Source organism: Bacillus sp. (in: firmicutes) (assembly GCA_017656295.1).
GTDB lineage: Bacteria > Bacillota > Bacilli > Bacillales > JACDOC01 > JACDOC01.
On sequence record JACDOC010000004.1, the window covers coordinates 166,085 to 189,285 of the forward strand.

The 23,201-nt window shown below is 39.9% G+C and carries 18 protein-coding genes, 1 pseudogene and 1 riboswitch; of the genes and pseudogenes, 12 read left to right on the forward strand and 7 right to left on the reverse strand.

The window, feature by feature from the left end; all coding sequences use genetic code 11:
- Nucleotides 1-59 precede the first annotated feature (59 nt).
- Both H0Z31_06195 and gltB read right to left on the reverse strand, forming a co-directional pair.
- Nucleotides 60-1,541, reverse strand: coding sequence for a glutamate synthase subunit beta (locus H0Z31_06195; protein MBO8177033.1), 1,482 nt, complete (start codon nucleotides 1,539-1,541; stop codon nucleotides 60-62).
- Nucleotides 1,542-1,592: 51 nt separating this feature from the next.
- On the reverse strand, nucleotides 1,593-6,155 hold the full coding sequence (gene gltB, locus H0Z31_06200) for a glutamate synthase large subunit (protein ID MBO8177034.1): 4,563 nt from the start codon (nucleotides 6,153-6,155) through the stop codon (nucleotides 1,593-1,595).
- 129 nt (nucleotides 6,156-6,284) lie between these two features.
- Between gltB and H0Z31_06205 the strand changes: the two genes are divergently transcribed.
- From H0Z31_06205 to H0Z31_06225, 5 genes are all read left to right on the forward strand, one after another.
- Nucleotides 6,285-7,187 carry a LysR family transcriptional regulator gene (locus H0Z31_06205; protein ID MBO8177035.1) on the forward strand — a complete coding sequence of 301 codons (903 nt, stop codon included), beginning with the start codon at nucleotides 6,285-6,287 and terminating at the stop codon, nucleotides 7,185-7,187.
- A 510-nt stretch (nucleotides 7,188-7,697) separates the two neighbouring features.
- Nucleotides 7,698-7,806: riboswitch (SAM riboswitch) on the forward strand.
- Between the two features lie 117 nt (nucleotides 7,807-7,923).
- A complete protein-coding gene (locus tag H0Z31_06210; GenBank protein MBO8177036.1) occupies nucleotides 7,924-8,937 on the forward strand; it encodes a methionine ABC transporter ATP-binding protein in 1,014 nt (337 codons plus the stop codon).
- The gene (locus H0Z31_06215) at nucleotides 8,927-9,592 is read left to right on the forward strand and encodes an ABC transporter permease (protein MBO8177037.1); all 666 of its coding nucleotides are present in this window, start codon (nucleotides 8,927-8,929) and stop codon (nucleotides 9,590-9,592) included. The genes H0Z31_06210 and H0Z31_06215 overlap by 11 nt, the downstream gene beginning before the upstream one ends.
- 50 nt (nucleotides 9,593-9,642) lie before the next feature.
- Nucleotides 9,643-10,470: a hypothetical protein gene (locus H0Z31_06220; protein ID MBO8177038.1), complete on the forward strand. Its 828-nt coding sequence runs from the start codon at nucleotides 9,643-9,645 to the stop codon at nucleotides 10,468-10,470.
- 74 nt (nucleotides 10,471-10,544) lie between these two features.
- Entirely contained in the window at nucleotides 10,545-11,648 is a 1,104-nt protein-coding gene (locus tag H0Z31_06225) for an iron-containing alcohol dehydrogenase family protein (GenBank protein ID MBO8177039.1), read from the forward strand.
- A 58-nt stretch (nucleotides 11,649-11,706) separates the two neighbouring features.
- On the opposite strand, the gene H0Z31_06230 is transcribed toward H0Z31_06225, so the two are convergent.
- Nucleotides 11,707-12,324 (reverse strand): class I SAM-dependent methyltransferase, encoded by a 618-nt coding sequence (locus tag H0Z31_06230; GenBank protein MBO8177040.1) that lies wholly within the window; start codon nucleotides 12,322-12,324, stop codon nucleotides 11,707-11,709.
- Between the two features lie 247 nt (nucleotides 12,325-12,571).
- Between H0Z31_06230 and H0Z31_06235 the strand changes: the two genes are divergently transcribed.
- Both H0Z31_06235 and fetB read left to right on the forward strand, forming a co-directional pair.
- The gene (locus H0Z31_06235) at nucleotides 12,572-13,210 is read left to right on the forward strand and encodes an ATP-binding cassette domain-containing protein (GenBank protein ID MBO8177041.1); all 639 of its coding nucleotides are present in this window, start codon (nucleotides 12,572-12,574) and stop codon (nucleotides 13,208-13,210) included.
- 19 nt (nucleotides 13,211-13,229) lie between these two features.
- Nucleotides 13,230-14,021, forward strand: coding sequence for an iron export ABC transporter permease subunit FetB (gene fetB, locus H0Z31_06240; GenBank protein MBO8177042.1), 792 nt, complete (start codon nucleotides 13,230-13,232; stop codon nucleotides 14,019-14,021).
- A gap of 490 nt (nucleotides 14,022-14,511) precedes the next feature.
- On the opposite strand, the gene H0Z31_06245 is transcribed toward fetB, so the two are convergent.
- From H0Z31_06245 to H0Z31_06260, 4 genes are all read right to left on the reverse strand, one after another.
- Nucleotides 14,512-15,924 (reverse strand): LysM peptidoglycan-binding domain-containing protein, encoded by a 1,413-nt coding sequence (locus tag H0Z31_06245; GenBank protein MBO8177043.1) that lies wholly within the window; start codon nucleotides 15,922-15,924, stop codon nucleotides 14,512-14,514.
- Between the two features lie 410 nt (nucleotides 15,925-16,334).
- Nucleotides 16,335-17,309 carry a metallophosphoesterase gene (locus H0Z31_06250; GenBank protein MBO8177044.1) on the reverse strand — a complete coding sequence of 325 codons (975 nt, stop codon included), beginning with the start codon at nucleotides 17,307-17,309 and terminating at the stop codon, nucleotides 16,335-16,337.
- Nucleotides 17,310-17,669: 360 nt separating this feature from the next.
- Nucleotides 17,670-17,810, reverse strand: a complete 141-nt coding sequence (locus H0Z31_06255; GenBank protein ID MBO8177045.1) for a hypothetical protein — start codon at nucleotides 17,808-17,810, stop codon at nucleotides 17,670-17,672.
- 868 nt (nucleotides 17,811-18,678) lie between these two features.
- Complete coding sequence (locus tag H0Z31_06260) at nucleotides 18,679-18,816, reverse strand: hypothetical protein (protein MBO8177046.1); 138 nt, start codon at nucleotides 18,814-18,816, stop codon at nucleotides 18,679-18,681.
- Between the two features lie 531 nt (nucleotides 18,817-19,347).
- On the opposite strand from H0Z31_06260, the gene H0Z31_06265 reads away from it, so the two are divergent.
- From H0Z31_06265 to H0Z31_06285, 5 genes and pseudogenes are all read left to right on the forward strand, one after another.
- A complete protein-coding gene (locus H0Z31_06265; GenBank protein MBO8177047.1) occupies nucleotides 19,348-19,689 on the forward strand; it encodes a hypothetical protein in 342 nt (113 codons plus the stop codon).
- Between the two features lie 582 nt (nucleotides 19,690-20,271).
- Nucleotides 20,272-20,481 carry a WGxxGxxG-CTERM domain-containing protein gene (locus tag H0Z31_06270; protein MBO8177048.1) on the forward strand — a complete coding sequence of 70 codons (210 nt, stop codon included), beginning with the start codon at nucleotides 20,272-20,274 and terminating at the stop codon, nucleotides 20,479-20,481.
- A gap of 797 nt (nucleotides 20,482-21,278) precedes the next feature.
- Nucleotides 21,279-21,800 carry a DUF2243 domain-containing protein gene (locus H0Z31_06275; protein ID MBO8177049.1) on the forward strand — a complete coding sequence of 174 codons (522 nt, stop codon included), beginning with the start codon at nucleotides 21,279-21,281 and terminating at the stop codon, nucleotides 21,798-21,800.
- Nucleotides 21,787-22,620, forward strand: coding sequence for a cytochrome c oxidase assembly protein (locus H0Z31_06280; protein ID MBO8177050.1), 834 nt, complete (start codon nucleotides 21,787-21,789; stop codon nucleotides 22,618-22,620). The genes H0Z31_06275 and H0Z31_06280 overlap by 14 nt, the downstream gene beginning before the upstream one ends.
- 75 nt (nucleotides 22,621-22,695) lie before the next feature.
- Nucleotides 22,696-22,912: pseudogene (locus tag H0Z31_06285) on the forward strand (spore germination protein).
- Nucleotides 22,913-23,201 lie beyond the last annotated feature (289 nt).

Sequence of the window (23,201 nt, forward strand, 5' to 3'; positions counted from 1 at the left end):
AACACTCTTCGGTCAGCTTGATGTCATCTCCCATTCCCTATATTGATAAAGTTCAAAAGTTACGGCAAATGCGTGACACCCATTAAGAAGCGGTCCACTTCTCTTGCGGCTTCCCGGCCTTCATGAATCGCCCAAACGATTAGGCTTTGACCTCGGCGGGCGTCCCCTGCTGCAAACACGCCTTCTACGTTCGTCGTATATGTTCCGTACGGAGCATTGACTTTTTTGTTGACAGTCTCTACACCAAATTGCTTTAGGACAGGCTGCTCAGGACCTTCAAAGCCAATCGCAATAAAAACTAAATCGCATGGCCAAACTTTTTCCGTACCAGGAATTTCGTTGAACACAACATTTCCGTTTGCATCCACCGTCTTTTCCATTTGAATCGTATGCAACTCTTTGACATTGCCATGTTCGTCCCCGACGATTTTTTTCGTTTGAATACAATATTGACGCGGGTCGGTACCGAATTTTGCTTTCGCTTCTTCGTACGCATAATCGAGCGTAAACACAAGTGGGAATAGCGGCCACGGATTGTCTTCGGTCCGCTTTTGTGGCAATGCAGGATGTTTTCCGAATTGAACGACGCTTTTACATTGTTGGCGAAGAGCGGTCGCGACACAGTCCGCCCCAGTATCCCCGCCGCCAATGACAATGACATGCTTACCTTTCGTATCAATCCACTTTTCTTCATCAACAGTAGAACCAAGCATTTTTTTCGTGGAAAGCGTTAAATAATCCATAGCAAAATGAACACCTGACAACTCTCTTCCTTCTATGACTAAGTCACGTTGTTTTTGAGCGCCCGTACATAAGACGACCGCATCGTATTGGGACTGAAGCTCCTCTGCGGTAATATCTTTTCCAACTTCCGTATTAGTAATAAAAGTGATGCCTTCCGCTTCTAACAGTCGAACCCGTCGCTCGACGATTTCTTTTTCAAGTTTCATATTAGGAATCCCATACATCAATAACCCACCGATTCGGTCAGCGCGCTCATAAACCGTAACGGAATGCCCCGCCTGATTTAACTGGTCTGCACACGCCAACCCAGCAGGACCAGAGCCGACAATAGCCACCTTTTTTCCAGTGCGCTTTTCAGGAATTCTTGGTTGAATCCAACCTTCCGCAAATCCTTTATCGATAATCGCCCGCTCAATGCTTTTAATGGCGACTGCTGGATCAGAAATCGCGACCGTACACGAACCTTCACAAGGCGCCGGACAAACCCGGCCCGTAAACTCTGGGAAGTTATTCGTTTTTAATAAGCGATCTAATGCTTCTTTCCATCTTCCACGATACACAAGATCATTCCATTCAGGGATTAAATTATGAATCGGACACCCAGATGTAAGTCCATTGATCTCCATTCCCATGTGACAAAAAGGGGTCCCGCAGTCCATACAGCGGGCACCTTGTCGAGCGAGTGTTTCCTCAGAAAATGGGGACGTATATTCGTTCCAATCGTCAAGGCGGGAAAGTGGATGACGTTTTACTTCTTCTTCTCGCATATATTCCATAAACCCGGTCGTTTTTCCCATTTATTCCCCTCCTTTTTCGTGAACAGCCACGCGATGAAGGAACCTGCTTATTTACACGATCGCTTCTTTTTTATGTGACTCGTTCACAACCGACTTTTTTTGTTTTGTAACAGCTTCAAAAGCCGCTAACTGAGCTTGTTCTTTCGATAAACCTGAATGTTCGAGTTGGTCGATCGTTTCCGTCATTAGCTTGTAGTTTCGTGGAATGACTTTGATAAATTTTTTCACATATTTGTCCCAATGGTCTAATAAGTGAGCGGCTTTCGTACTTCCCGTATATTGGTAGTGCTTGGCGAGCATATTGTACACAAGTTCCATTTCCTCTTTTTCTTCAAGCGATTCAAACAATACCAGTTCTCGATTTGCCGTTCGATAGAATTGCTCTTCATGATCGGCTAACACATAAGCAATTCCACCAGACATTCCGGCAGCAAAGTTTTTACCGACAGATCCGATAATCACAACCCGACCGCCTGTCATATATTCACAGCCATGATCACCTACTCCTTCAACAACCGCATGAACACCGCTGTTACGGACGCAAAATCTTTCACCAGCACGACCGCGAATGTATGCTTCACCGGATGTCGCTCCGTAAAAGGCAACGTTCCCGATAATCACATTTTCTCCTGTTGCAAAGGATGCTTCCTCTGGTGGAAGAACGATGATTTTTCCACCGGATAGCCCTTTACCTACATAGTCGTTCGCATCCCCCACAAGGGTCATTGTCATCCCTTTTGGCACAAATGCAGCGAAGCTTTGGCCAGCAGACCCGTAAAAATATAAGTTGATGGTATCTTCCGGCAGCCCTTCTTCTCCAAAGCGTTTAGAAATTTCACTACCTGCGATTGTGCCAACCGTTCGATCAATATTTCTGATATTTAAATGTAGGTCCACTTTTTTCTTAGTCTCTAATGCTGGCGTAAGAGCTGGTAAAATCGACTGAACGTCTAATGTGTTTTCGAGTCCATGATGCTTTTGACGAGCAAATGTCCGTGGTCCGTCTACTTGATAGAGTAAGCGTGATAAGTCAAGATGTTTCGCTTTCCAATGTCGTTTAGCACGTTCACTTACCTTTAAGATGTCAACGCGGCCGACCATTTCGTCCAATGTCCGAAAGCCAAGTTGAGCCATTAATTCGCGAACTTCTTGGGCAACGAAATACATGTAATTGACGACATGTTCTGGTTTTCCCATAAATTTCTCACGAAGCGCTGGATTTTGGGTGGCCACCCCCACTGGACATGTGTCTAAATGACAGACACGCATCATGACACACCCTAAGACAACGAGTGGTGCGGTCGCAAATCCGAACTCTTCAGCTCCGAACAACGCCGCCATGACAACATCTTTCCCGGTCATTAATTTACCATCTGTCTCTAAAACGACTCGATCACGCAACCCGTTGAGCATTAACGTTTGATGTGTTTCGGCAAGCCCTAGCTCCCACGGTAAGCCGGCATGCTTAATGCTCGTTTTCGGTGAAGCACCGGTTCCTCCGTCATAGCCGCTGATGACAATGACATCGGCCCCGCCTTTGGCGACACCTGCCGCAATCGTCCCAACCCCTGCTTTGGAAACGAGCTTGACACTGACACGAGCGTTGCGATTCGCATTTTTTAAGTCGTAAATGAGCTGGGCTAAATCTTCAATGGAATAAATGTCATGGTGTGGTGGAGGTGAAATGAGTTCGACGCCCGGGGTAGAACCGCGCACCTTTCCGATCCAAGGATATACTTTTTTCCCTGGCAGTTGCCCTCCTTCTCCTGGTTTAGCTCCTTGCGCCATTTTGATTTGTAATTCATCGGCATTTACTAAATAATGACTTTTTACACCGAAGCGACCAGAAGCAATTTGTTTAATGGCACTCTTCCGTAAATCTCCGTTTTCATCCGGAACGTAACGGCGAGGGTCTTCCCCACCTTCTCCGCTATTGCTTTTGCCTCCTGTACGGTTCATCGCAATCGCCAGCGCTTCATGAGCTTCCTCACTTAACGATCCATAAGACATCGCTCCTGTTTTGAAACGACGAACAATCGATTCCACCGGTTCCACTTCGTCTAATGGAATCGGTTTTCGATTTGGAACAAATTCAAACAGGTTCCGCAAAAACGTCATCCGCTCTTCATTCGCCATTTTTGAATATTGCTTGTATAATTCGTAATCATTTTTTCGGCACGCCCATTGCAATGTATGAATCGTTTTTGGATTAAACGCATGATGTTCTCCGTTTCTTCGCCATTGAAACTCGCTTCCAGAATCTAATGTGTCATCCTGGTACGCCGTCTGGAATGCCGCTTCGTGACGCATTTTCGCTTCTTTCGCGATTTCTTCTAACCCAATTCCACCAATTTGGGAGGCGGTTCCTGTAAAATATTCGTCGATGACTTCTTTTCCGATGCCGACTGCTTCAAAAATTTGGGCTCCCCGATAGCTTTGCACGGTGGAAATCCCCATTTTGGACATCACCTTCACGACCCCATCGGTTACCGCTTTTTTGTATTGGTAAACAGCCTTTTGATAAGAAAGTGAGAGGGTTCCTGTTTCGGTCATGTGTCGAATCGTTTCAAAAGCTAAATACGGATTAATCGCATCTGCCCCAAAACCGATTAATGCCGCAAAATGATGCACTTCTCGCGCTTCTCCGCATTCAACAATGATGCTAACTTTTGTTCGCGTTCCTTGTCGAATTAAATATTGATGGAGCGCACTTACTGCAAGTAAAGGCGGTATCGCTACATGATGCAGACTAACCGCTCGATCGGATAGAACTAATAAAACAGCTCCTTGTTCAATCGCTGTATCCGCTTGTTTGAAAAGCTGTTCCAATGCTTCTTTTAAATCGGAAGTAAACAATGTTGGTAATGTTGTTGAGCGAAATTCCGAATATGGATTTTCTTTTATGCCCGCGAGTTCTTCATTGGAAAGAATCGGTGAATCCAAACGAATGCGGCGCGCAGCCGTTTCATCTGGATGAAGAAGATTTCCTTCTTTTCCAAGGAGCGTCATCGTAGAAGTCACGAGGTATTCGCGAATCGCATCAATCGGTGGATTCGTTACTTGGGCAAACAACTGTTTAAAGTAATTAAACAAACTTTGCGGACGATCAGACAAAACCGCAAGAGGTGTATCGTTCCCCATGGCACCGGTCGGATCTTTTCCATCTTTGATCATCGAAAGCATCATTTTTTCTACGTCTTCATACGTATAACCAAACGCTTTTTGTAATTGAACAAGGTTCGTTATCTTTTCTGTAACGGATGGGATATGGAAATCATCCAGCGTGACTAGTTGATTATTCACCCATTGGCGATACGGTTTTTCATTGGCCACCTCATGTTTGATTTCTTCATCGGAAATAATTCTTCCCTCTTCAAGGTCAATGAGAAGCATTTTTCCAGGACTTAACCGCTCTTTGTACAAAATATTTTCAGGTTCCACATCAATGACGCCTACTTCGGACGAAAAAATGATATAATCGTCTTTAGTAACATAATAACGAGCAGGTCTGAGGCCGTTGCGATCTAAAATCGCGCCAATTTGCTTCCCATCTGTAAATGAAATCGCTGTTGGACCATCCCAAGGCTCCATTAAACAACTGTGATATTCATAAAACGCTTTTTTGTCATCATCCATTTCACTGTCCCAAAACCATGGCTCAGGAATCAACATCATCGCGGCATGGGCTGGCTTTTTCCCTGCCAGTACCAAAAATTCAAATGCATTATCTAAAATGGATGAATCGCTTCCGTTCATGTCCAAAATCGACTTGATTTTTTCTAAGTCCTCACCAAAATATTCAGAAACAAATTGTTTTTCCCTCGCGTTCATCCAGTTAATATTTCCACGAAGTGTATTGATTTCACCATTATGGATTAAATAGCGATTCGGATGAGCACGTTCCCAGCTTGGGAAGGTATTCGTACTAAAACGGGAGTGAACAAGCGCAAATGCCGATTGAAAGCGTTCATCTTGCAAATCTAGGTAAAACTCGTCTAATTGATCAGGTGTTAACAATCCTTTGTAGACGATGGTACGACTGGATAGACTGGCGAAATAAAATTCGTTCGACATCACCAGCTTTTCGGCAAGCTTTCGAATCACATACAACTTTCTTTCAAAAGAAAGGTCGTCTGTTAGTTTGTCGTTGGCGCCAATAAACACTTGACGAATAAACGGTTTACTTTCTTTTGCTAATTTTCCGAGTTTTTCGACATTTACTGGTACAGTCCGCCATCCTAATACGATTTGTCCTTCTTTTTCGATAATTTCGTTGATTTTTTGTTCATAGGTTGTCCGTTCATCCTCGTTTTCTGGGAAAAAAATCATCCCAACCCCATATCGTCCCGCTTCTGGAAGATCGATATGAGTACACACATTATGAAAAAACTCGTGAGGAATTTGAACCATTATTCCTGCGCCATCCCCAGTTTCCGGGTCGCTTCCTTGTCCCCCACGATGTTCTAATTGCCGTAACATATGAATTCCTTTCTTCACGATATCATGGGACGGCTTTCCTTTTAGATGAGCATATAACCCAATCCCACAAGCATCATGTTCAAACTCAGGACGGTAGAGACCTTGTGCTTTAGGTAATCCATACCGTTTCGTCATTTATCTCCCCCCATTCGTTTCACCGTTACGCCTGTAATAATCATTTTAATTTTCAAAATTTATATAAACAATATATAATTCAGATTAAATCAATCTCATTTTGAGATGAATCGTAAGGAGTGTCCGTAGATGGAACTAAGACAGCTCATTTATTTTGTAGAAGTAGCGAAAAGAGAACACGTTTCTGAAGCAGCCGATACACTCCACGTGGCCCAGTCCGCGATCAGTCGCCAAATTGCTAATTTAGAGGCCGAGTTAGGGGTCCAATTGTTTGAACGAGAAGGACGAAATGTCAAGCTAACACCAATTGGAAAGTATTTTTTACCCCATGCCGAAGCGGTGTTACGAGCGGTCGAAAACGCCAAGCAGCAAATTGAGGAATATTTAGATCCCGAACATGGGACGATTAAAATTGGATTTCCGTCCAGTTTAGCCAGTCATACGCTGCCAATGGTGATTTCCTCCTTTAAAGATGAACATCCAAATGTCAAATTCCATTTACGTCAAGGATCGTATCATTTTTTAATCGAAGCGGTGAAAAATCGAGAGCTCGATTTAGCGTTTATCGGCCCCGTTCCAACGGATGAGAAAGAACTAAAAGGAGAAATTTTATTTATGGAGTCCTTTGCTGTACTATTGCCCCTTCACCATCACTTAGCCAAACGTGAGCGTTTAGCGTTAAATGAACTGCGCAATGAACCGTTCGTTACCTTTCCGAAAGGGTATGTACTTCATACCATCGTCATTAATGCTTGCCGACAAGCCGGTTTTTCTCCGATCATCTCCTCGGAAGGAGAAGATTTAGACGCGATCAAAGGACTGGTATCAGCTGGAATTGGGGTCACCCTTCTGCCAGAAAACACATTTTATGACACGATGCCTCGCTACACGGTCAAAATTCCGATTGACATGCCCCAAGTGAAACGAAATGTTGGGGTCATTTATTCTACTCGCCATAACCTCGCTCCGTCTGTTAAAGTGTTTTATGATTTTGTTAAACAATTTTTCTCAAGGTTGCAGCAGTATCAATAAAAAATACACCAACATAAAGGGACAGGTTGTACTGTCTCTTCTTAAAGGCTCTACCCTAAATTAACTGTGGATAACTTTTACTGTTATTTTATTCATCGGTGTGCCAATGGAAATTGTTATAAATGGCTGTTAAACGATACTGTTGATATTTATACATTCCGCTTGTGGCGGACGCTTTCCGTGGGCAAGCCGCAACCCGCTTCCCTCGCTACGCTCAAGTAAGGGTCTTGCCTGGCTTCTTGTTCACGCTGGAGTCGCCGCCTTTCGCTTCATGTGTTTAACTTGCTAAAAATCAACAATGACATATAACATATCCTTCTTAAAAGAAAGAAAAGATGAAAATAAATAGTTTTCTTTACCCGACTCCCCTTTTTTATTTCTCTTATTTATAAAAAATTTTTCCTTTAAATCACAACCATGTAAGCGTTATCTTGAAAAGGAAATAAAAAACACTTATTGACAATGATTTACTTAGATATTAAGATTGATATCAAATTCAATACGAAAGACCGCTTATCAAGAGAGACCGAGGGAACAGGCCCGATGACGTCCGGCAACCTCCTAATTATAGGAACGGTGCCACATCCTGCAGAATGGCTTCCATTCTGAAAGATAAGTCGTGTACATAGATACCGATGCCTCTTTCTGAATGGAAGAGGCATTTTTTGTTATTTTTGTAGTTATATAAATTTTTTGATTGTTAAAACATCTCAAACCGATAGGAGTGAGCAATTGGATGATTGCGATTAAAGACTTAGTAAAAGTGTATACGACCAAACATAAACAAGTCGTTGGTGTCGATCACGTTTCGTTAACCATCAACAAAGGAGAAATCTTTGGCATCGTTGGCTATAGCGGTGCAGGAAAAAGTACCCTATTGCGCTGCATAAACCTTTTAGAACGGCCTACGTCGGGGAATGTCATCATCGATGGAGTCGATTTAACGTCTTTAAATGAAAAGGAATTGCGTAAAGCCCGATTAAAAATAGGGATGATTTTTCAGCATTTCCATCTTGTTAGCTCGAAAACAGTATTCGAAAATATCGCCTTTGCCTTAAAAGCGGCGAAAAAATCAAAAAGTGAAATTGAAAAAAGAGTAACGGAACTGTTGGAGATGGTTGGTCTTGCGGATAAACGAGATGCCTATCCTTCCCAATTAAGTGGTGGACAAAAACAGCGTGTCGGTATTGCCCGAGCTTTAGCCAATGAACCATCTGTTCTTTTATGCGATGAAGCCACATCAGCCCTTGATCCAAGTACGACCAAGTCGATTTTGTCCTTGTTAAAAAAGATTAATCGAGAACTTGGCATTACAATCGTGTTAATTACACATGAGATGGAAGTCGTGAAAGATATTTGCGACCGGATTGCTGTGATGCAGGATGGAAAAGTCATTGAATTAGGCACCGTTTATGAAATTTTCACCAATCCGAAAGAAGAATTAACCAAATCGTTTATCGAAAGTGTGATTCAATTTGACCTTCCGGAACACCTGTTACAAAAACAGACTGGAACGATTGTCAAAATACAGTTTAAAGGGGAGATCGCGGAACAGGCCGTTGTTTCGGATATGCTGCAAACATTTAAGGTGAGAGGAAATATTTTGCACGGGAAAATTGAGTACATTCAAGACTTACCAATAGGGATTTTTATTATGGAACTAACCGGCGATCCTCAAGAAGTTCAAAAAGCCATTGAATATATTTCTCATCGAACAAGTGGATTGGAGGTGATTGGAAGTGCTGCTTGATTCATTGCTAAACTTACTTCCTGAACTAAACAAAGCGTTTTTAGAAACACTTTATATGGTAGCCATTTCTCTTTCCATCGCCTGTTTACTAGGTCTACCATTAGGAATTTTGTTATTTGTCACCGACAGGGGGCTGTTTTTAGAAAATAAGACCATCCAATCAACCCTCGGATTTGTCGTCAATATGGTTCGTTCCATTCCGTTTGTTATTTTACTAGTGGGACTTTTACCATTAACGAAACTCATCGCCGGAACCACGATCGGACCGACGGCTGCTTCTGTTTCCTTGTCCGTCGCAGCGATTCCGTTTTTTGCGAGAATCGTAGAAACGTCGTTGCGGGAAATTGATAAAGGCGTTATTGAAGCAGCGGTTGCGGTTGGGGCGACGCCATGGATGATTATAAAAGATGTACTCCTACCTGAAGCCCGTCCTGGAATTATGCATGGCCTTACCATTACCACGATCAGTTTAGTAGGATATTCTGCTATGGCTGGTATTGTAGGTGGTGGAGGAATTGGAGACTTAGCCATCCGCTTCGGGTATTACCGCTACGATAATACCGTCATGATTACGACAATTGTCATATTAATTTGTCTTGTTCAACTCATTCAGTTTCTTGGCGACCATATCGCTCGTCTAGTAGATAAGCGATAATGACGTTAAAAAATAAATCTATTGCATTACATATCCTAGGGGGTACAGACATGAAAAAATTTTCGATCATTCTCATTTTACTTTTATCGATTGGACTTCTAGCTGCTTGCGGAAGCAACGAAACTTCGTCGAATGCAGCCGAGAAAAAAGAACTTACCATTGGAGCGACATCCGGTCCTTACAGTGACATGGTTCGTAAAGCGATTCAACCGATTTTGGAAAAGAAAGGCTATAAAGTCAAAGTCGTTGAATTTAGCGACTACATTCAGCCAAACTTAGCGCTTGCAAATGGTGACTTAGACGCGAATCTGTTTCAGCATAAAATTTATATGGAAAAGTTTGCTGAAGAACATCATTTAGACCTATCGGAAGTGATTATCGTTCCTACGGCTCCGATGGGAATTTACTCTCATAAATTTAATTCATTAGACGAAATTGAAGAAGGTAGCGAAATTGCGATTCCGAACGACCCAACAAACTTAGCACGAGCTCTATTAATCTTAAAAGATGCCGGACTAATTACGCTTGATTCATCCGCAAACCCATTAACGGTTTCAGAAAAAGACGTAAAAGAAAATGTAAAAAACCTACAATTTAAACCAATTGAAGCTGGCCAGCTGCCTCGGGCTGTAGAAAGTGTGGACTTAGCGGCTGTTCCAGGAAACTACGCGTTAGCGGCTAAAATGAATTTACTTGATGCCCTTGAATTAGAGAACATGCCAGATGACTACCGAAATCGCGTCGTCGTTAATACGAAAGATTTAGACAAACCATTTGTCAAAGACATTAAAGAAGCCGTTGAATCCGAGGAGTTTGAACAAGTCATCGATAAAGATTTCCAAGGCTTCGGAAAACCGCAATGGATGTTAAATCGATAATAAACTTCCTTTAGCGAAGCGCCGCATGGTTGCGGTGCTTTCCTTATCTTTATAAACAATTAGGAGTGATTCGATTGGACCTGTTAGAAGTGCGTGGTGCACCGAATGATTATGTATGTGAAAGCGGAGTGATCCAGCACCTTGAACCATTCCTGAAAAGATATGGTTTTAAGAAAGCTTTTATCATCTGTGGACAGAGATCATGGAACGCCGTTGAACCTTATTTCCCGAAAGACCGAACATTATCTTATTCCTTTTTTCGTTATCATGGAGAATGTTCTCTACCAGAAATCGAACGGTTATCCTCCCATTGTATCGATTATGATGTCATCATTGGAATTGGCGGTGGAAAAGTACTCGATTTAGCAAAAGCTGTCGCCAATCAAGTACGATTAGACGTCGTATTAATACCAACACTCGCATCGACGTGTGCCGCTTGGACCCCGTTGAGCGTTATTTATGATGATAACGGAACGTATGTAAGATACGATATCTTTCCTAAATCCGCTACGCTTGTTTTAGTTGATCCCAACATGTTGTTACATTCACCTGTCGCCTACCTCCGAGCAGGTATAGCTGACACGTTAGCGAAATGGTATGAGGCCGATTGTATCATTCGGCAACTCCCATCCCCTCCCCTTTCCATAAAAATTGCGCACCAAACAGCGTATTTATGTAAAACAACATTACTCGAACACGGTCCAAAAGCGATCAACGATTTTTTAGAAAAGCGTGACTCGTTCTCCTTTCGACAAGTAATAGAAACGAATATCATGGCCGGCGGGATGGTTGGTGGATTTGGTGATCGATATGGACGAGTAGCGGGAGCTCATTCTGTTCATAACGGGCTAACAAAAGTATCATCTACTCATCATTTACTTCACGGAGAAAAAGTCGCTTACGGCATTTTGATTCAGCTAGTTATCGAGAATCATTGGGATGAAATCCACAGGCTTCTCCCCTTCTATCAAGCGTTACAGCTCCCAATTACATTTCAACAGCTTGGTTTACCGAATGAAAAAGAAGTCTTACACACCATTGCCGAGGCCATTGTTCAACCAGAAGAGTCCATCCATTTAATGAATGTCATTATCAATAAAGAAACAATGGTGGAAGCTTTTTATCAACTAGAGGAATTTGCAAGTAATTATAAAAACAAGGAGAGACATGCACTTTAGAAAGTGGGGTTTCTCCTTTTTTTATACCAAAATGTTAAAAAACGTAATTTTGCGCCAATTAGCCAATATTACCTTTTTGTGGACTTGCCCATATGAAATAAAGATATCCCAAGAATGCACGTTCATGTTTGTGAATGATTAAATTTGATTGCTTGACAATATTTATGATATCCCGATTTTGATGACATCCAATAGCTTTAACGGCAAAATCATCAAGTTTCATTTGAATCCATGCCAGTGCCGGGACGGAAAATAGTCCATGCTCCATAAGTAATACCTGACCATCTTCCTTACACCATTGACTAAAAAGATTTAAAACCTGAATTGGATCTTCATAACTACATAAAGAACCCGATGATACAATGGTATCAAAGGAATTCTCAGGAAAGTTCAGACTTTCTACATCGGATAGCACAAATTCAGCATTAACCCCATGTTCAATGGCTGCTTCTTTCGCTTGTTCAATCATTTTAGGACTGAAATCTACTCCTACGTACTCTATGCTTTTCGGAAAGAAAGCAAAATTCATTCCAGCTCCAACAGCTACTTCAAGAGTTTTTCCTTTGACAGACTGGAACATTTTCTTCCGCCATATATTTTGTTCCTGTTTTTTACGTTTTTTTGCGTATTTAGAAGCCTGTTTGTTGAATTTTTGTATTAATTTTGTTTTTTCCATAATCCAAAACTCCTTCTGATACTTAACATATCACTATATTTAAGTACGTGAAATTGAACAAACTGGTTCCTTTTTCCACGTTATAGAATCTGCCTTTAATGTTGTAAGTTGTAAATTAACAGCTCCCCTGCTCCCCGTTTTTCTCCAACCACTCCCATTCCCCCTAGTTGATTCATTACATAATTGGACTTCATGAAATTTTCCAATTATATTTAATAAGTACGGTATTTCCAAAGGAGGACTGGCATTGTTTACGTTAAAAAATGTCAAGATAAAAGAGATTCTATCCATTGACGAACTGATCATCCCTTCCCATACGGTGACATGTATATACGGCCCGAGCGGAAGTGGTAAGTCAACACTGTTAAAGCTTCTAAATCATTTACATAGCCCTGATGAAGGAAATATCTATTTTAATGGGAAATCATTATTCGAAATGGATCCGATTGAACTCCGTAGAAAAGTGGTCATGGTCCCGCAAACGCCAACGATTTATGAGGGAACGGTGAAAGATAATCTTATAATCGGTTGTAAGTTTGCAGAAAAACCCATTCCATCAGATTATGAATTAGAAAACATACTAGCCACGGTTCATTTGCGTAAACCGTTAGATGAAGATGCCGACACCCTTTCTGGCGGGGAAAAACAACGACTAGCGCTAGCACGGGCGTTACTGATACATCCCGAGGTCCTTTTATTAGACGAGCCGACTTCGGCGTTAGATGAGGAAACCGCAAGTTCCGTCATCTTTGATGTGATTCAACTTTATCAGCAACATAAGAAAACGATTATCATGATCACGCATTCAAAAGATTTGCTGAAAAAAATACATGGAAATATGATTGATATAACAAAATATAGCTTAATCCTTCAAAAAGATCATTAAGAAAATAAGGGGGGATTCCATGGAAGGTATTATCGATTTGACCTTTTGGCAAATGGCCACTGCTTATCTATTTATTGTCGTTTTACTAATTATTTTAAAAATCAAAGGAATACCACGAGAAAAAGAAGTACTCATATCCACCATTCGCATGACGCTCCAATTAATGTTGGTCGGATATTTACTTCAATACATATTTGATCATCCAAACCCATGGATCACGTTATTGATTATCGGAATTATGCTTGTGTTTGCTATTTTTAATGTGTATAATCGGTCCAAAATCACACTTTCCTTTTCGATGAAAAAAGCTATTGCCCTTTCTATGGGCATCGGGATTCTGTGCAGTATCTGTTACTTTATTTTTATCGTCATACGTTTATCGCCATGGTATGAACCGAGATACTTTATCCCGCTTGCCGGGATGATTATCGGAAATTCGATGACAGGTATTTCCTTAGGAGTCAATACTTTAATACAAGGATTTCAATCCGATCGAGCACGCATTGAAGAAGCGCTCATGCTTGGAGCGACTCCTCGATTAGCAGCCAAACCTATCGTCAACCGGGCATTTGATGAAGCGATGCTGCCGACGATTAACTCAATGGTCGGAATGGGAATTGTCTTTCTCCCCGGGATGATGACTGGTCAAATTTTATCCGGTACCTCTCCCCTCGTCGCGGTCGAATACCAAATCGCGATCATGCTCGGACTCGTTGGAAGCGTCTCGTTAACAGTTCTTTTGTATCTTTACTTAGGGTATCAAACATTTTTTAATAAGAGGTGCCAATTGAAATACAACATGGATGAGTAGATTTCATATAAAAATCTTATATAAAAAACAAAAGTTGGTAAATAATAAAGGACTTCTAATTTGCTTTATTAGAAGTTCTATTTTTATCTCTTTCCCAGTTAATAACAAATACTAAAGCAAATAGTTGGCATACCAGTCCAGCTATCCACCCGATAAGCGGGAATATTCAATGTATTCCTTTAATGCCAACCCACCTGCTATAAAAGAAGTACCTATAAAATAAATACGATTGTTCATTTCTGATTCTTATTCATTTTTCCTCCCTCAACGTTTTACCAAACAATTTAATACCTTTGTTGAACGATAAAAGTCTTAATATTGATACGTTCTTAATGAATAATAAGTTTCATTAATTGGAAATAAACTAGTTGGATTTTATCAAATATCAACAGAGTAAGTTAACTTAGCCATAAAAAAAAGAGCGTGTAATCGGAAAATTTATCCGCTACATAGCTCTTTTTCTTTTTAGGCGATAAGCTTCTCACCTGCTTTATAATATCTTACGAATTAGAAAATTGTCTTCAAGTAATAACCAATTTTGTGGGTATGGATAACCAAGGACCCAATAGCTAATTCCACGCAGACCGTAATCCTTCACCGTATCAAATTTGGCCTGGGCACTTCGGGCATCTTCAAACCATACTTCATGCGTACGTCCTTGACTATCGACATACCGGTAAAACGGCGTTTCAGCTGTCCCATCATATTGGATCGTCGCTCCATAGCGTATTGCCCGCTCTACAGCTTCCTGCGGACTAAACGTTTCAGCCTCTTGTCCTTTTACATGAGGAAGGAGCCAGTCGCGGGCGTACACTTGGAACCCCATAAAAATTTTGTTTCTTGGGATGACCGTAACCGCATAATCAAGAACACGTTTAATTTGGTTAAGTGGTGAAATCGCTTGAGGAGGACCTAATCGATAACCCCATTCATACGTCATTAACACCACAAAGTCCACAATTCTTCCATGGGCAGGATAATCATGCGCTTCATATAAAAGCCCTTTTTGATCGCCACTGGTCTTCGGAGCAACAGACGTTGAAACAAAAAATCCTTCCGGATGAAGTATGTCTACTGATCGTTGCAGAAATTGATTATACAACTCGCGATCCGCCGGATAGACGTTTTCAAAGTCAATGTTTAAACCTCGATAGCCTTTTTCTTTCATCGTATTGACAATATGGGTTAACAGTTGATTTTGTAGATTCACATTTGAAAGGACTGTTCTCGCCAACCGGGATCCGGGATCTTTGTACGTAAAATTTGTAATACACATCATTGGAACAACTTTCTCTGCTATGGAAGCTTGGATGATGGCGGTGTCATTAATCGGATCTAGTCCGCCATCTTCCCTAATAAGGTAAGCAAAAGGGGATGCGTATGTTAAATAACGGCCTACTTCCCGGACTTGACGCCCCCCTTCTTCTCCCATTTGATACGTAAAGGCGTTTACATCAATGGCAGGTTTATATAAAGGGATCGTTAAAACCGTTCCAGGATAAATGAGACTTGGATTTGTAATTTGATTTACCCGAATGATTTCTTGAACGGTGGTACCATAACGCTGGGCAATTTCCCATAACGTATCCCCAGGTTGAACCGTATGGGTTCTTGCAGGAATTACCAAAACGGAGCCGGGATAAATCAGGGAAGGGTCACTGATTCGATTGGCCTGAACAATCGCTTCAATCGATGTTCCATATCGCCTGGCGATCATCCATAATGTCTCTCCTGGACGGACTGTATGATATTTAAAAGGTGTTGGTATAACTAGTGCTTGGCCACCGACCAACCGATTCGGATCTGTCAACTGGTTGGCAGTTACAATTTGATCAATGGTAACACCGTAACGCTGTGCAATCAACCATAAAGTTTCCCCTCTTTGGACCACATGGATTTGCATCCGCATCTCTCCCTAGCTAGTAAAGTTCGATTTTTTCTCATAAACGTGGTTTTTTTCACATAAAATTTAGATTTTTTCCCATAAAAGTTCAATTTTTTCTCATAAATTTTGGATTTTTTCTCATAAGTAATGTGTCTTGCCCTAATTATTGAGTATTTTCTCGTAAACGTCGGGGGTTTTCTCCTTTATATCTACTATATTCCTTTCCTTTGCTTTTATTAGCAAGGTCTAATGAAATTCAAACAACAAATGATGACTAGCAAAAATTAAAATGAATGTTCGATTTAATCGAGGGTACCTGTTTAATGAAGGTTTGAGAACTTTAAGCAAAAAAAAACAGAAGGATTCATCTAAATGTCCTTCTGAGGAATCTTAAACGGACAATGTTATGGAAAAATGAATAAACCTTTTTAATTTAATGTATTGGCCTTTACTGGTAATTGGATCACCCACGGTTCTCCTGTCCAATCATTTTTGTGGAAATCACGACGCTTAATGACGACTTTGTTTTTATAAACCTCAACTATTAGTCCCTGGCTAATGTATTGATATCCTGGAGGCAGTTCTCCTAGAAGAAAGCCAATCCCTGTTGTGATATAACTTACAGAAGAAGTCCCAACTGATGTAAAGTCTTTTCGATATAAGGTTCTAGGGTCGTATAACGGGTAATGCGAATGGCCGGAAAAATGGATAACTTGCGGATATTCCTTTAACGTATTGTAAAGAAGTTCTCTATTCAATTCAGTAGTCGAATTACTACCAATTACTGTATTTTTAATTGGTTGATGTTGAAAAACAAATATTGGTTTTTTCGGGTCATCCTTCGCGGCTTGTTCTAACTGCTCACCAAGCCAATTAATTTGTTTTGTGGAATAATAGCCTTTTGTTAATCCGTTCTCCGGACCAAGAATGATGAAATGGTAACCTTTGATCACCTTATGATCATAAATGGAATCCATACCTGTTTCAGCTAGGAACCTTTTTTGAGCGTCTGCTTCTGATAATCCATTCCAGTATTCGTGATTTCCAATGGTGAACAGGGAAATAGCTTGTGGTTGTTTTTTTACATCATAAAGTGAAAAGAATCGGTCATATTCTTCCTTTAACCCTTTGTCCGTTAAATCACCAACTACCACAAAAGCATCTTGTTTTGGTGCTTGCTCATTTAGCTGCTCCAGCGCTTCCTGAAACTTTTGCATATCCATTGTCCCGCTTTGCTTAATATGTATATCACTAATCACAGGAAACACAAGTATAGGTTCCTTTCTGCTCTTGCTTAACTTTTCTTCAGATTGTACATTCCACGAGAACATACATAAAACAATACTAATTACGATGAGAGCGACCCAGAGTTGTTTCGGTTTTTTAAAAAATTTACTTTCCATAAAAATAACCTCCCGTTTGCTAGATTCCCCTCATCGTAAAAACTCCTAAATCTATTCGATAGGTTGCGGTGATGATCATATTTTATTAACTGCTTTTCAGTACTTTTTCTTGCTGATCTATAAACTGTTGTTTATTTATTTATTTTACGTAATTTTTGAATATCTAATCGAATGAATATTCTTTTATTAAATAACTTGACAACTTCTATGTCCCATTGAATTGAGCCTATCCCTTCGTTCAAGTTAATTTCCTTTATTTTTGAGAGCATCCTACACCGGTGTCATTATAGATTTGCCTATAAGCAAAAACGTAAAAACCTCTTCAGCACGTTCCTGAAGAGGTTTTTCATGAAACTTCACTTAATCATTTTTCTCTTTTTCCCGCCGTATCGCTTCTGCCAACTCTTGCGATAAAGAATTTTTATAAGTTTCCGCTGATTCTTCTCCTTCGTCTTTGATCTCAATAACGCTACCTTGGATATATGGTTCTTTTTCTTGCATTTTTTTCACCTCATGAGTAGTTTGCGTCATAAAGAAGGTGATTTATATGTAAAAAAATGTTAGGGACACTTTTTTTATTCGCGTAGAAAATTGAAGTAAGAATGTGTTCATGTATGGAATCATTTTCTACAGAGTCAAACAACCCCTTTGCATAACCCTCCCGAGATTAGAAAAAACTACGATTGTAATCAAGGAGGGATGATAATGGACGATAAAACGAAAAAAGGTATAAAAAACCTTGAATTCAAAGCTACTCCAGAAGACCTTGCTACTGAAAAAAGAGCAAGAAACAACAAAGGCCAACAGCGTGCACCGAAAATGTAGCAACTTATCTAATATTAAAAATCCGAGGACCACATTACCTCGGATGTTTTTCGTCAAAATTTTAAAGGTGACTGACATGCATAATAATGAAAAGCGAAACCTATATTTGAACTTGGCAGTAGTAGTAATCACTAACTTTTGTTTTTTGTTTTTTTAGAAAATTATGGAATTCCTGAGTAACTTCTATTTGCTGTTTAAAGATTAAAATATAAATAAAGACAGTGCTATTAGGTATATAAGAATATACACCCCAGAAGCTATTCTTCCGAAAGTCGTAATACAACCTTTGTCTTCTCTTAAAAATATTAAATATAATATACTCAAAACAACCATTAACATATACAATGGTGAAACAGCAAGTTGAGCAAATTCATTAGCCATATGTTAATTCACCCTTATTAAAGTGCTAATCCCTATTTTATCACTACTTTATTCACTATCGTTAGTCTAATAAGAAAAGGAGCTGCCATAACAGCCCCTTGTTAAGCACTTGCGCCCTTTTCTGGAATAACTTGTGTTTTGTGTTTTTGCTCAACTTCTATTATTAGCTATTATTTTTTCTTTCTCTTTCCGCTTTTTTCCTGGCTTTATTACTTTGTACAAACTCTGCGCCAAATTCTGTATCGGCTGATTTACTTCCTCCAGTATGTGGCTGATTTCGATTATTATTACGGTTTGTCACTGTTACTTCTCCTTTCATAGACATAACATAGTGTTGAAAAATCTACCGTCTTAAGAATATCTGATGATGCCTACTTAACTTCCTAAAAAACTTAAGATTTCAGTAGCTCCTTTGTATTTTTTGTTTTTTTCATCGAAAATTATTCCTTAAATGATAAAGCATTCATCGCTTATTTTGTTCTTTAGCTAAATGCTTTGTTAGCACAAGAAGCTATAGAAGCTGTCGCATCGACAACTCCTGTTATGCCATTCTTACGCCCGTTTGTTGAACAAGATACGACGAATTTCTCTTAACGCAGTTAGAAAAAACAATTCCCTCTAACACTTGAAAGGTGATATCGAGATATTTCTCAGTGAGGTAATACCAGGGGTTCCTCCTGCAAATCAACCCAACCTGTAGCCCTCTCTATAAATCCTATGCTCATTATCACATAAATGAAAAGACAATGTAATTTTTCAGAAAACGGGGTGTAAAAAAGTTGCGTTAAAATGAGGAAGAGATAACCTATCTATACGGCGGGAAGGTGTTTTCATGGATGAAATGATGAAAAAATCGTACATACAGAAATCCCTTGAAGAATGGAAGGAAGATATTTCTGAAGTATTAAACCAGATTGACCAAGAATATGAGGAAGTCAAACAAGAGTTAAGAGTTTACTCATATAAATACAGCATTACAAAGCAAGTGATTCAATCGACAGTGAACGAAGAAATCATTGAAACGATTCGCCAGCGTTACCATAAACCATTTGAAGAGAAATATGAAGAACTGAAAGAATCTATTCGTGATTTAGAAGAGAAAAGACGTGTTTTCCAAATGTTTGTAGATAAAATTGACGAAGTCACCCGGAAGGAAACGGCTAAGTCAGTGTGACGTATATATAATATTTTTGAACCCTCATAATTTAGACTTTTCACCCCAGAAACGTAGCCACACTGGGAATTCCTCTATTCATCAAGTTGATATACAAACCGGATGCGGTACATATACAAACAAGAGTCAACAATACAGTTGGCTCTTTTTTATTATTTATATCCTGGGTTTCAAGAGTACGTAAGCCGCCAATGTAGCAGAGATTAATACAGCAAATACTTTTCTTTATTTCATCCAAATACCTCTTTCTTCATCTCTCAAATTCCAAAAGTAATCTTCTCCAAAATTCCTCATTTTTCATTTGAATTTTTCGAAATGGTTAAAATATGGTTCTGTTCAATAAAACGTGCTTGATTCTTCCTCTATCGCTAAATTTTCGAAAGCGTGTCCGTCATCCCCTGCGTGATCGCAAAACACACAATTTTAGCACAAATAAACCGCAACTTTATACCGAATAAAATTTGACCCGTAACTCAATGGACTTCTATATTTTTTTCGTTACAACTACCCGTAAAATTGTAATAATTGTTCACTAATTGGACACATTAAAATTAATACAAATTATTGAAAGGAGAAAAAAACATGTTAAAAAAATTTCTATATTCATTTTACGCTTTATCATTGATAGTAATGCTTCTTGGGATGGATGATGTCTACGCTCAAAATAACAATAATGACATGAATAATCAAGTTGCAGACAATGCTGATGACGATAATGATTGGGGTTGGATTGGTTTACTAGGTTTGGCAGGATTATTAGGGCTAAGAAGAAGAGATGACCGAAGAGATTAGGGTCTAATATAGAATTATGTTTAAGAAACCTTTGAGACTGTAGACAAAATTAGGTTCAGATAATATTCTGATCCCTATTTGTCTAGAGCCTGAGGGCCAACCTTTAAAGGTTGGCCCTTTCTTCTTTCTTTTAACACAAAAAAAGGAAAACACTTTTGAATTCCTGGTAATAATGTTAGTTACCGAACAAACATTAATAGGAGGTTTTCACGTGTTTTCCGTGTTACTAGAATTCCCAGAATTTGAAGTTGTTAATTAAGAAACTTTTCCAACTCATTATTTAGGTCATGTAGAGACAAAAGTAGAAGAAGAACGATGCGCTCATTGTGGCTTTATCTCCTCTCATTCGTCCACGACAAGAAAAATACGGGATTTATCTGTACTATAACTAAAGTATTTAATTTAGTTTTAATCATCTTGGGTTTAGCATCCTTATCCGTTTTCAAAATAAAATATACTCTTGGACATTTTCGTGATGAATTTGCTAAATTCAATACCCTTGGATTGATCAAACCATATAAGGAATCCTGCAACTGACTGTAAATATCCTTTCACCGGATTTTCACTTTTTCTCACATTCAACAAATATTGCTGAAATTTTTCAAGATTACCTCACACCTCTATTACCTATGTTGAATTTGTTCGTTTTTATTATATTGAATTTTTGTTCTGTTTATTTATAGGTGCAATGTTCCTGCTGATCTTGATTATAACTTGTTTATTTGGGGTAAGATGGAGGAAAAAACGATGTGAAGGTGCAAGTTGGAATGGCGCGTATATGCACGAAGGAGGATCATATGACTGCTGAGAACGTGAATTTAAAAAATCATTCAAATTATGCAACTCGCTCTGCATACTCGGTTCGTAATCTATGGTCGGGCTTCCTATTCGGCCTTGGTCTAGTCGCCTTTATCGATGAAACTGTTTTTCATCAACTTCTGCATTGGCATCATTTTTATGACAAGTCCACGTCCGATATTGGACTAATCTCAGATGGCTTGTTTCACGCTTTTAGTTGGTTTGCGACAATCGGGTCCTCGTTTATGTTCGCCGATCTACTCCGACGAAACGCATTGTGGCTCACTAGGTGGTGGGGAGGGGTGTTGCTCGGGGCAGGAATATTCCAGTTATACGACGGTACAATCCAGCACAAGCTAATGCGGTTGCACCAAATTCGCTACAATGTGAATATTTTCCCCTATGACTTGACATGGAATATCATAGCCATTGCCATGATTGTAGCTGGTACCATCCTTATTGTCCGTACACGACGCAGATCACAACAACCGGGAGAGACTGTTTCAAATGAACATCAATGATCACATTCATCACGGCGATGGAACTCATATTTATCACGCTGATGGGATAGTATCCCAGCTACTCTTGGCACTGCCGTTTTTACTTGTATTGGTTATATATATCCTTGCTGTGTTTGTATCCAGTCTCCGCAACAAACAATGGCCACTATATCGTACTGCCTTCTGGGTTTTCGGAGTTCTCTGCGCGGTTACCGCAGTTGTCGGCCCCCTAGCGAATCGTGCCCATATGGATTTCACAGCGCACATGCTCGGACATTTGTTCCTTGGAATGCTTGCTCCACTCCTTATGGTGCTAGGTGCACCTATGACTCTTGTCCTACGAACACTCAATGTGACTCTAGCACGACGTCTTTCACGTGTGCTGAAGAGTTGGCCAGTTCGTATTCTTAGTGATCCAATTGTCGCATCCTTCCTCAACGTCGGAGGGCTATGGATACTCTATACGACCGATTTGTACGCTGCTATGCAGCAAAATATTCTACTTCATGTATTGATACACGTACATGTCTTTTTTGCCGGCTACCTCTTCACAGTGTCCATGATTTATATTGACCCGACACCACATAGGTCTAGCTTCGTCTACCGTGCAATTGTGTTGGTGATTGCTTTAGCTGGCCACAGCATCTTATCCAAGTACATCTATGCTCATCCACCTAATAACGTGCCGACAGCACAAGCAGAAATGGGAGGAATGCTAATGTACTACGGTGGCGACGCCATTGACGTTATTCTTATCTTCATATTTTGCTTTCAATGGTTTAGAGCCACCAGGCCTCGAGCGTCGATGGCCATGGCTCAGTACTCGAAATTAACAAATTAATCGAAGTTAATTTTTCTGATTGTCTGATATGGGTTAAGGAAAGAAAAGCAAAGACCGTAGTGTTCCTTTCCCTCTATATTTAAGGAATTACTTGACAGTAATATTTTAATTATTTCAGTTGCCAGATCTGCCATTCTATCTTTTGTGATTCCGAGCTATATCATGAGTGCATCCAGTCGGTTCATTCAATATAGTCTAATCTTATTAGCTGGTATCTTAAGTAATTTTGTTAATGGTTGCAATCGCACTGGTCATTATTCATCTAGTCGGCATTACATTCCCGAAAGGATGAATAAAATTAAATTTCGATACAGATACTTTACTTGGATTGTGTAATTCCCTTGATATAGGAGCTAAGGCACGATATAACATCTAAACTCCTCTTCAAGGAGTAAATTCTTTGGATTTTACAAAAACGATAAGGAGTGTTTTTATGGGGATTTTAAGTGGAAATCGTACTAATGAAATATGGTGAAGTTTTTGGAATGTGGTCTTACTATTGACAGCTAAAGGATTTGTTGCAGGTTATCAACTTATCTTAACCATGCAGGTGATGAAAACTTACGGAAATTACTTGAAGA

Coding starts and splice junctions, on each gene's coding strand:
- H0Z31_06265 (MBO8177047.1), top strand. CDS start 19,348: ATGGATGAAATGATGAAAAAATCGTACATACAGAAATCCCTTGAAGAA.
- H0Z31_06195 (MBO8177033.1), bottom strand. CDS start 1,541: ATGGGAAAAACGACCGGGTTTATGGAATATATGCGAGAAGAAGAAGTA.
- H0Z31_06230 (MBO8177040.1), bottom strand. CDS start 12,324: ATGGAAAAAACAAAATTAATACAAAAATTCAACAAACAGGCTTCTAAA.
- H0Z31_06270 (MBO8177048.1), top strand. CDS start 20,272: ATGTTAAAAAAATTTCTATATTCATTTTACGCTTTATCATTGATAGTA.
- gltB (MBO8177034.1), bottom strand. CDS start 6,155: ATGACGAAACGGTATGGATTACCTAAAGCACAAGGTCTCTACCGTCCT.
- H0Z31_06255 (MBO8177045.1), bottom strand. CDS start 17,810: ATGCAAGAAAAAGAACCATATATCCAAGGTAGCGTTATTGAGATCAAA.
- H0Z31_06210 (MBO8177036.1), top strand. CDS start 7,924: ATGATTGCGATTAAAGACTTAGTAAAAGTGTATACGACCAAACATAAA.
- H0Z31_06205 (MBO8177035.1), top strand. CDS start 6,285: ATGGAACTAAGACAGCTCATTTATTTTGTAGAAGTAGCGAAAAGAGAA.
- H0Z31_06220 (MBO8177038.1), top strand. CDS start 9,643: ATGAAAAAATTTTCGATCATTCTCATTTTACTTTTATCGATTGGACTT.
- fetB (MBO8177042.1), top strand. CDS start 13,230: ATGGAAGGTATTATCGATTTGACCTTTTGGCAAATGGCCACTGCTTAT.
- H0Z31_06245 (MBO8177043.1), bottom strand. CDS start 15,924: ATGCAAATCCATGTGGTCCAAAGAGGGGAAACTTTATGGTTGATTGCA.
- H0Z31_06280 (MBO8177050.1), top strand. CDS start 21,787: ATGAACATCAATGATCACATTCATCACGGCGATGGAACTCATATTTAT.
- H0Z31_06250 (MBO8177044.1), bottom strand. CDS start 17,309: ATGGAAAGTAAATTTTTTAAAAAACCGAAACAACTCTGGGTCGCTCTC.
- H0Z31_06275 (MBO8177049.1), top strand. CDS start 21,279: ATGACTGCTGAGAACGTGAATTTAAAAAATCATTCAAATTATGCAACT.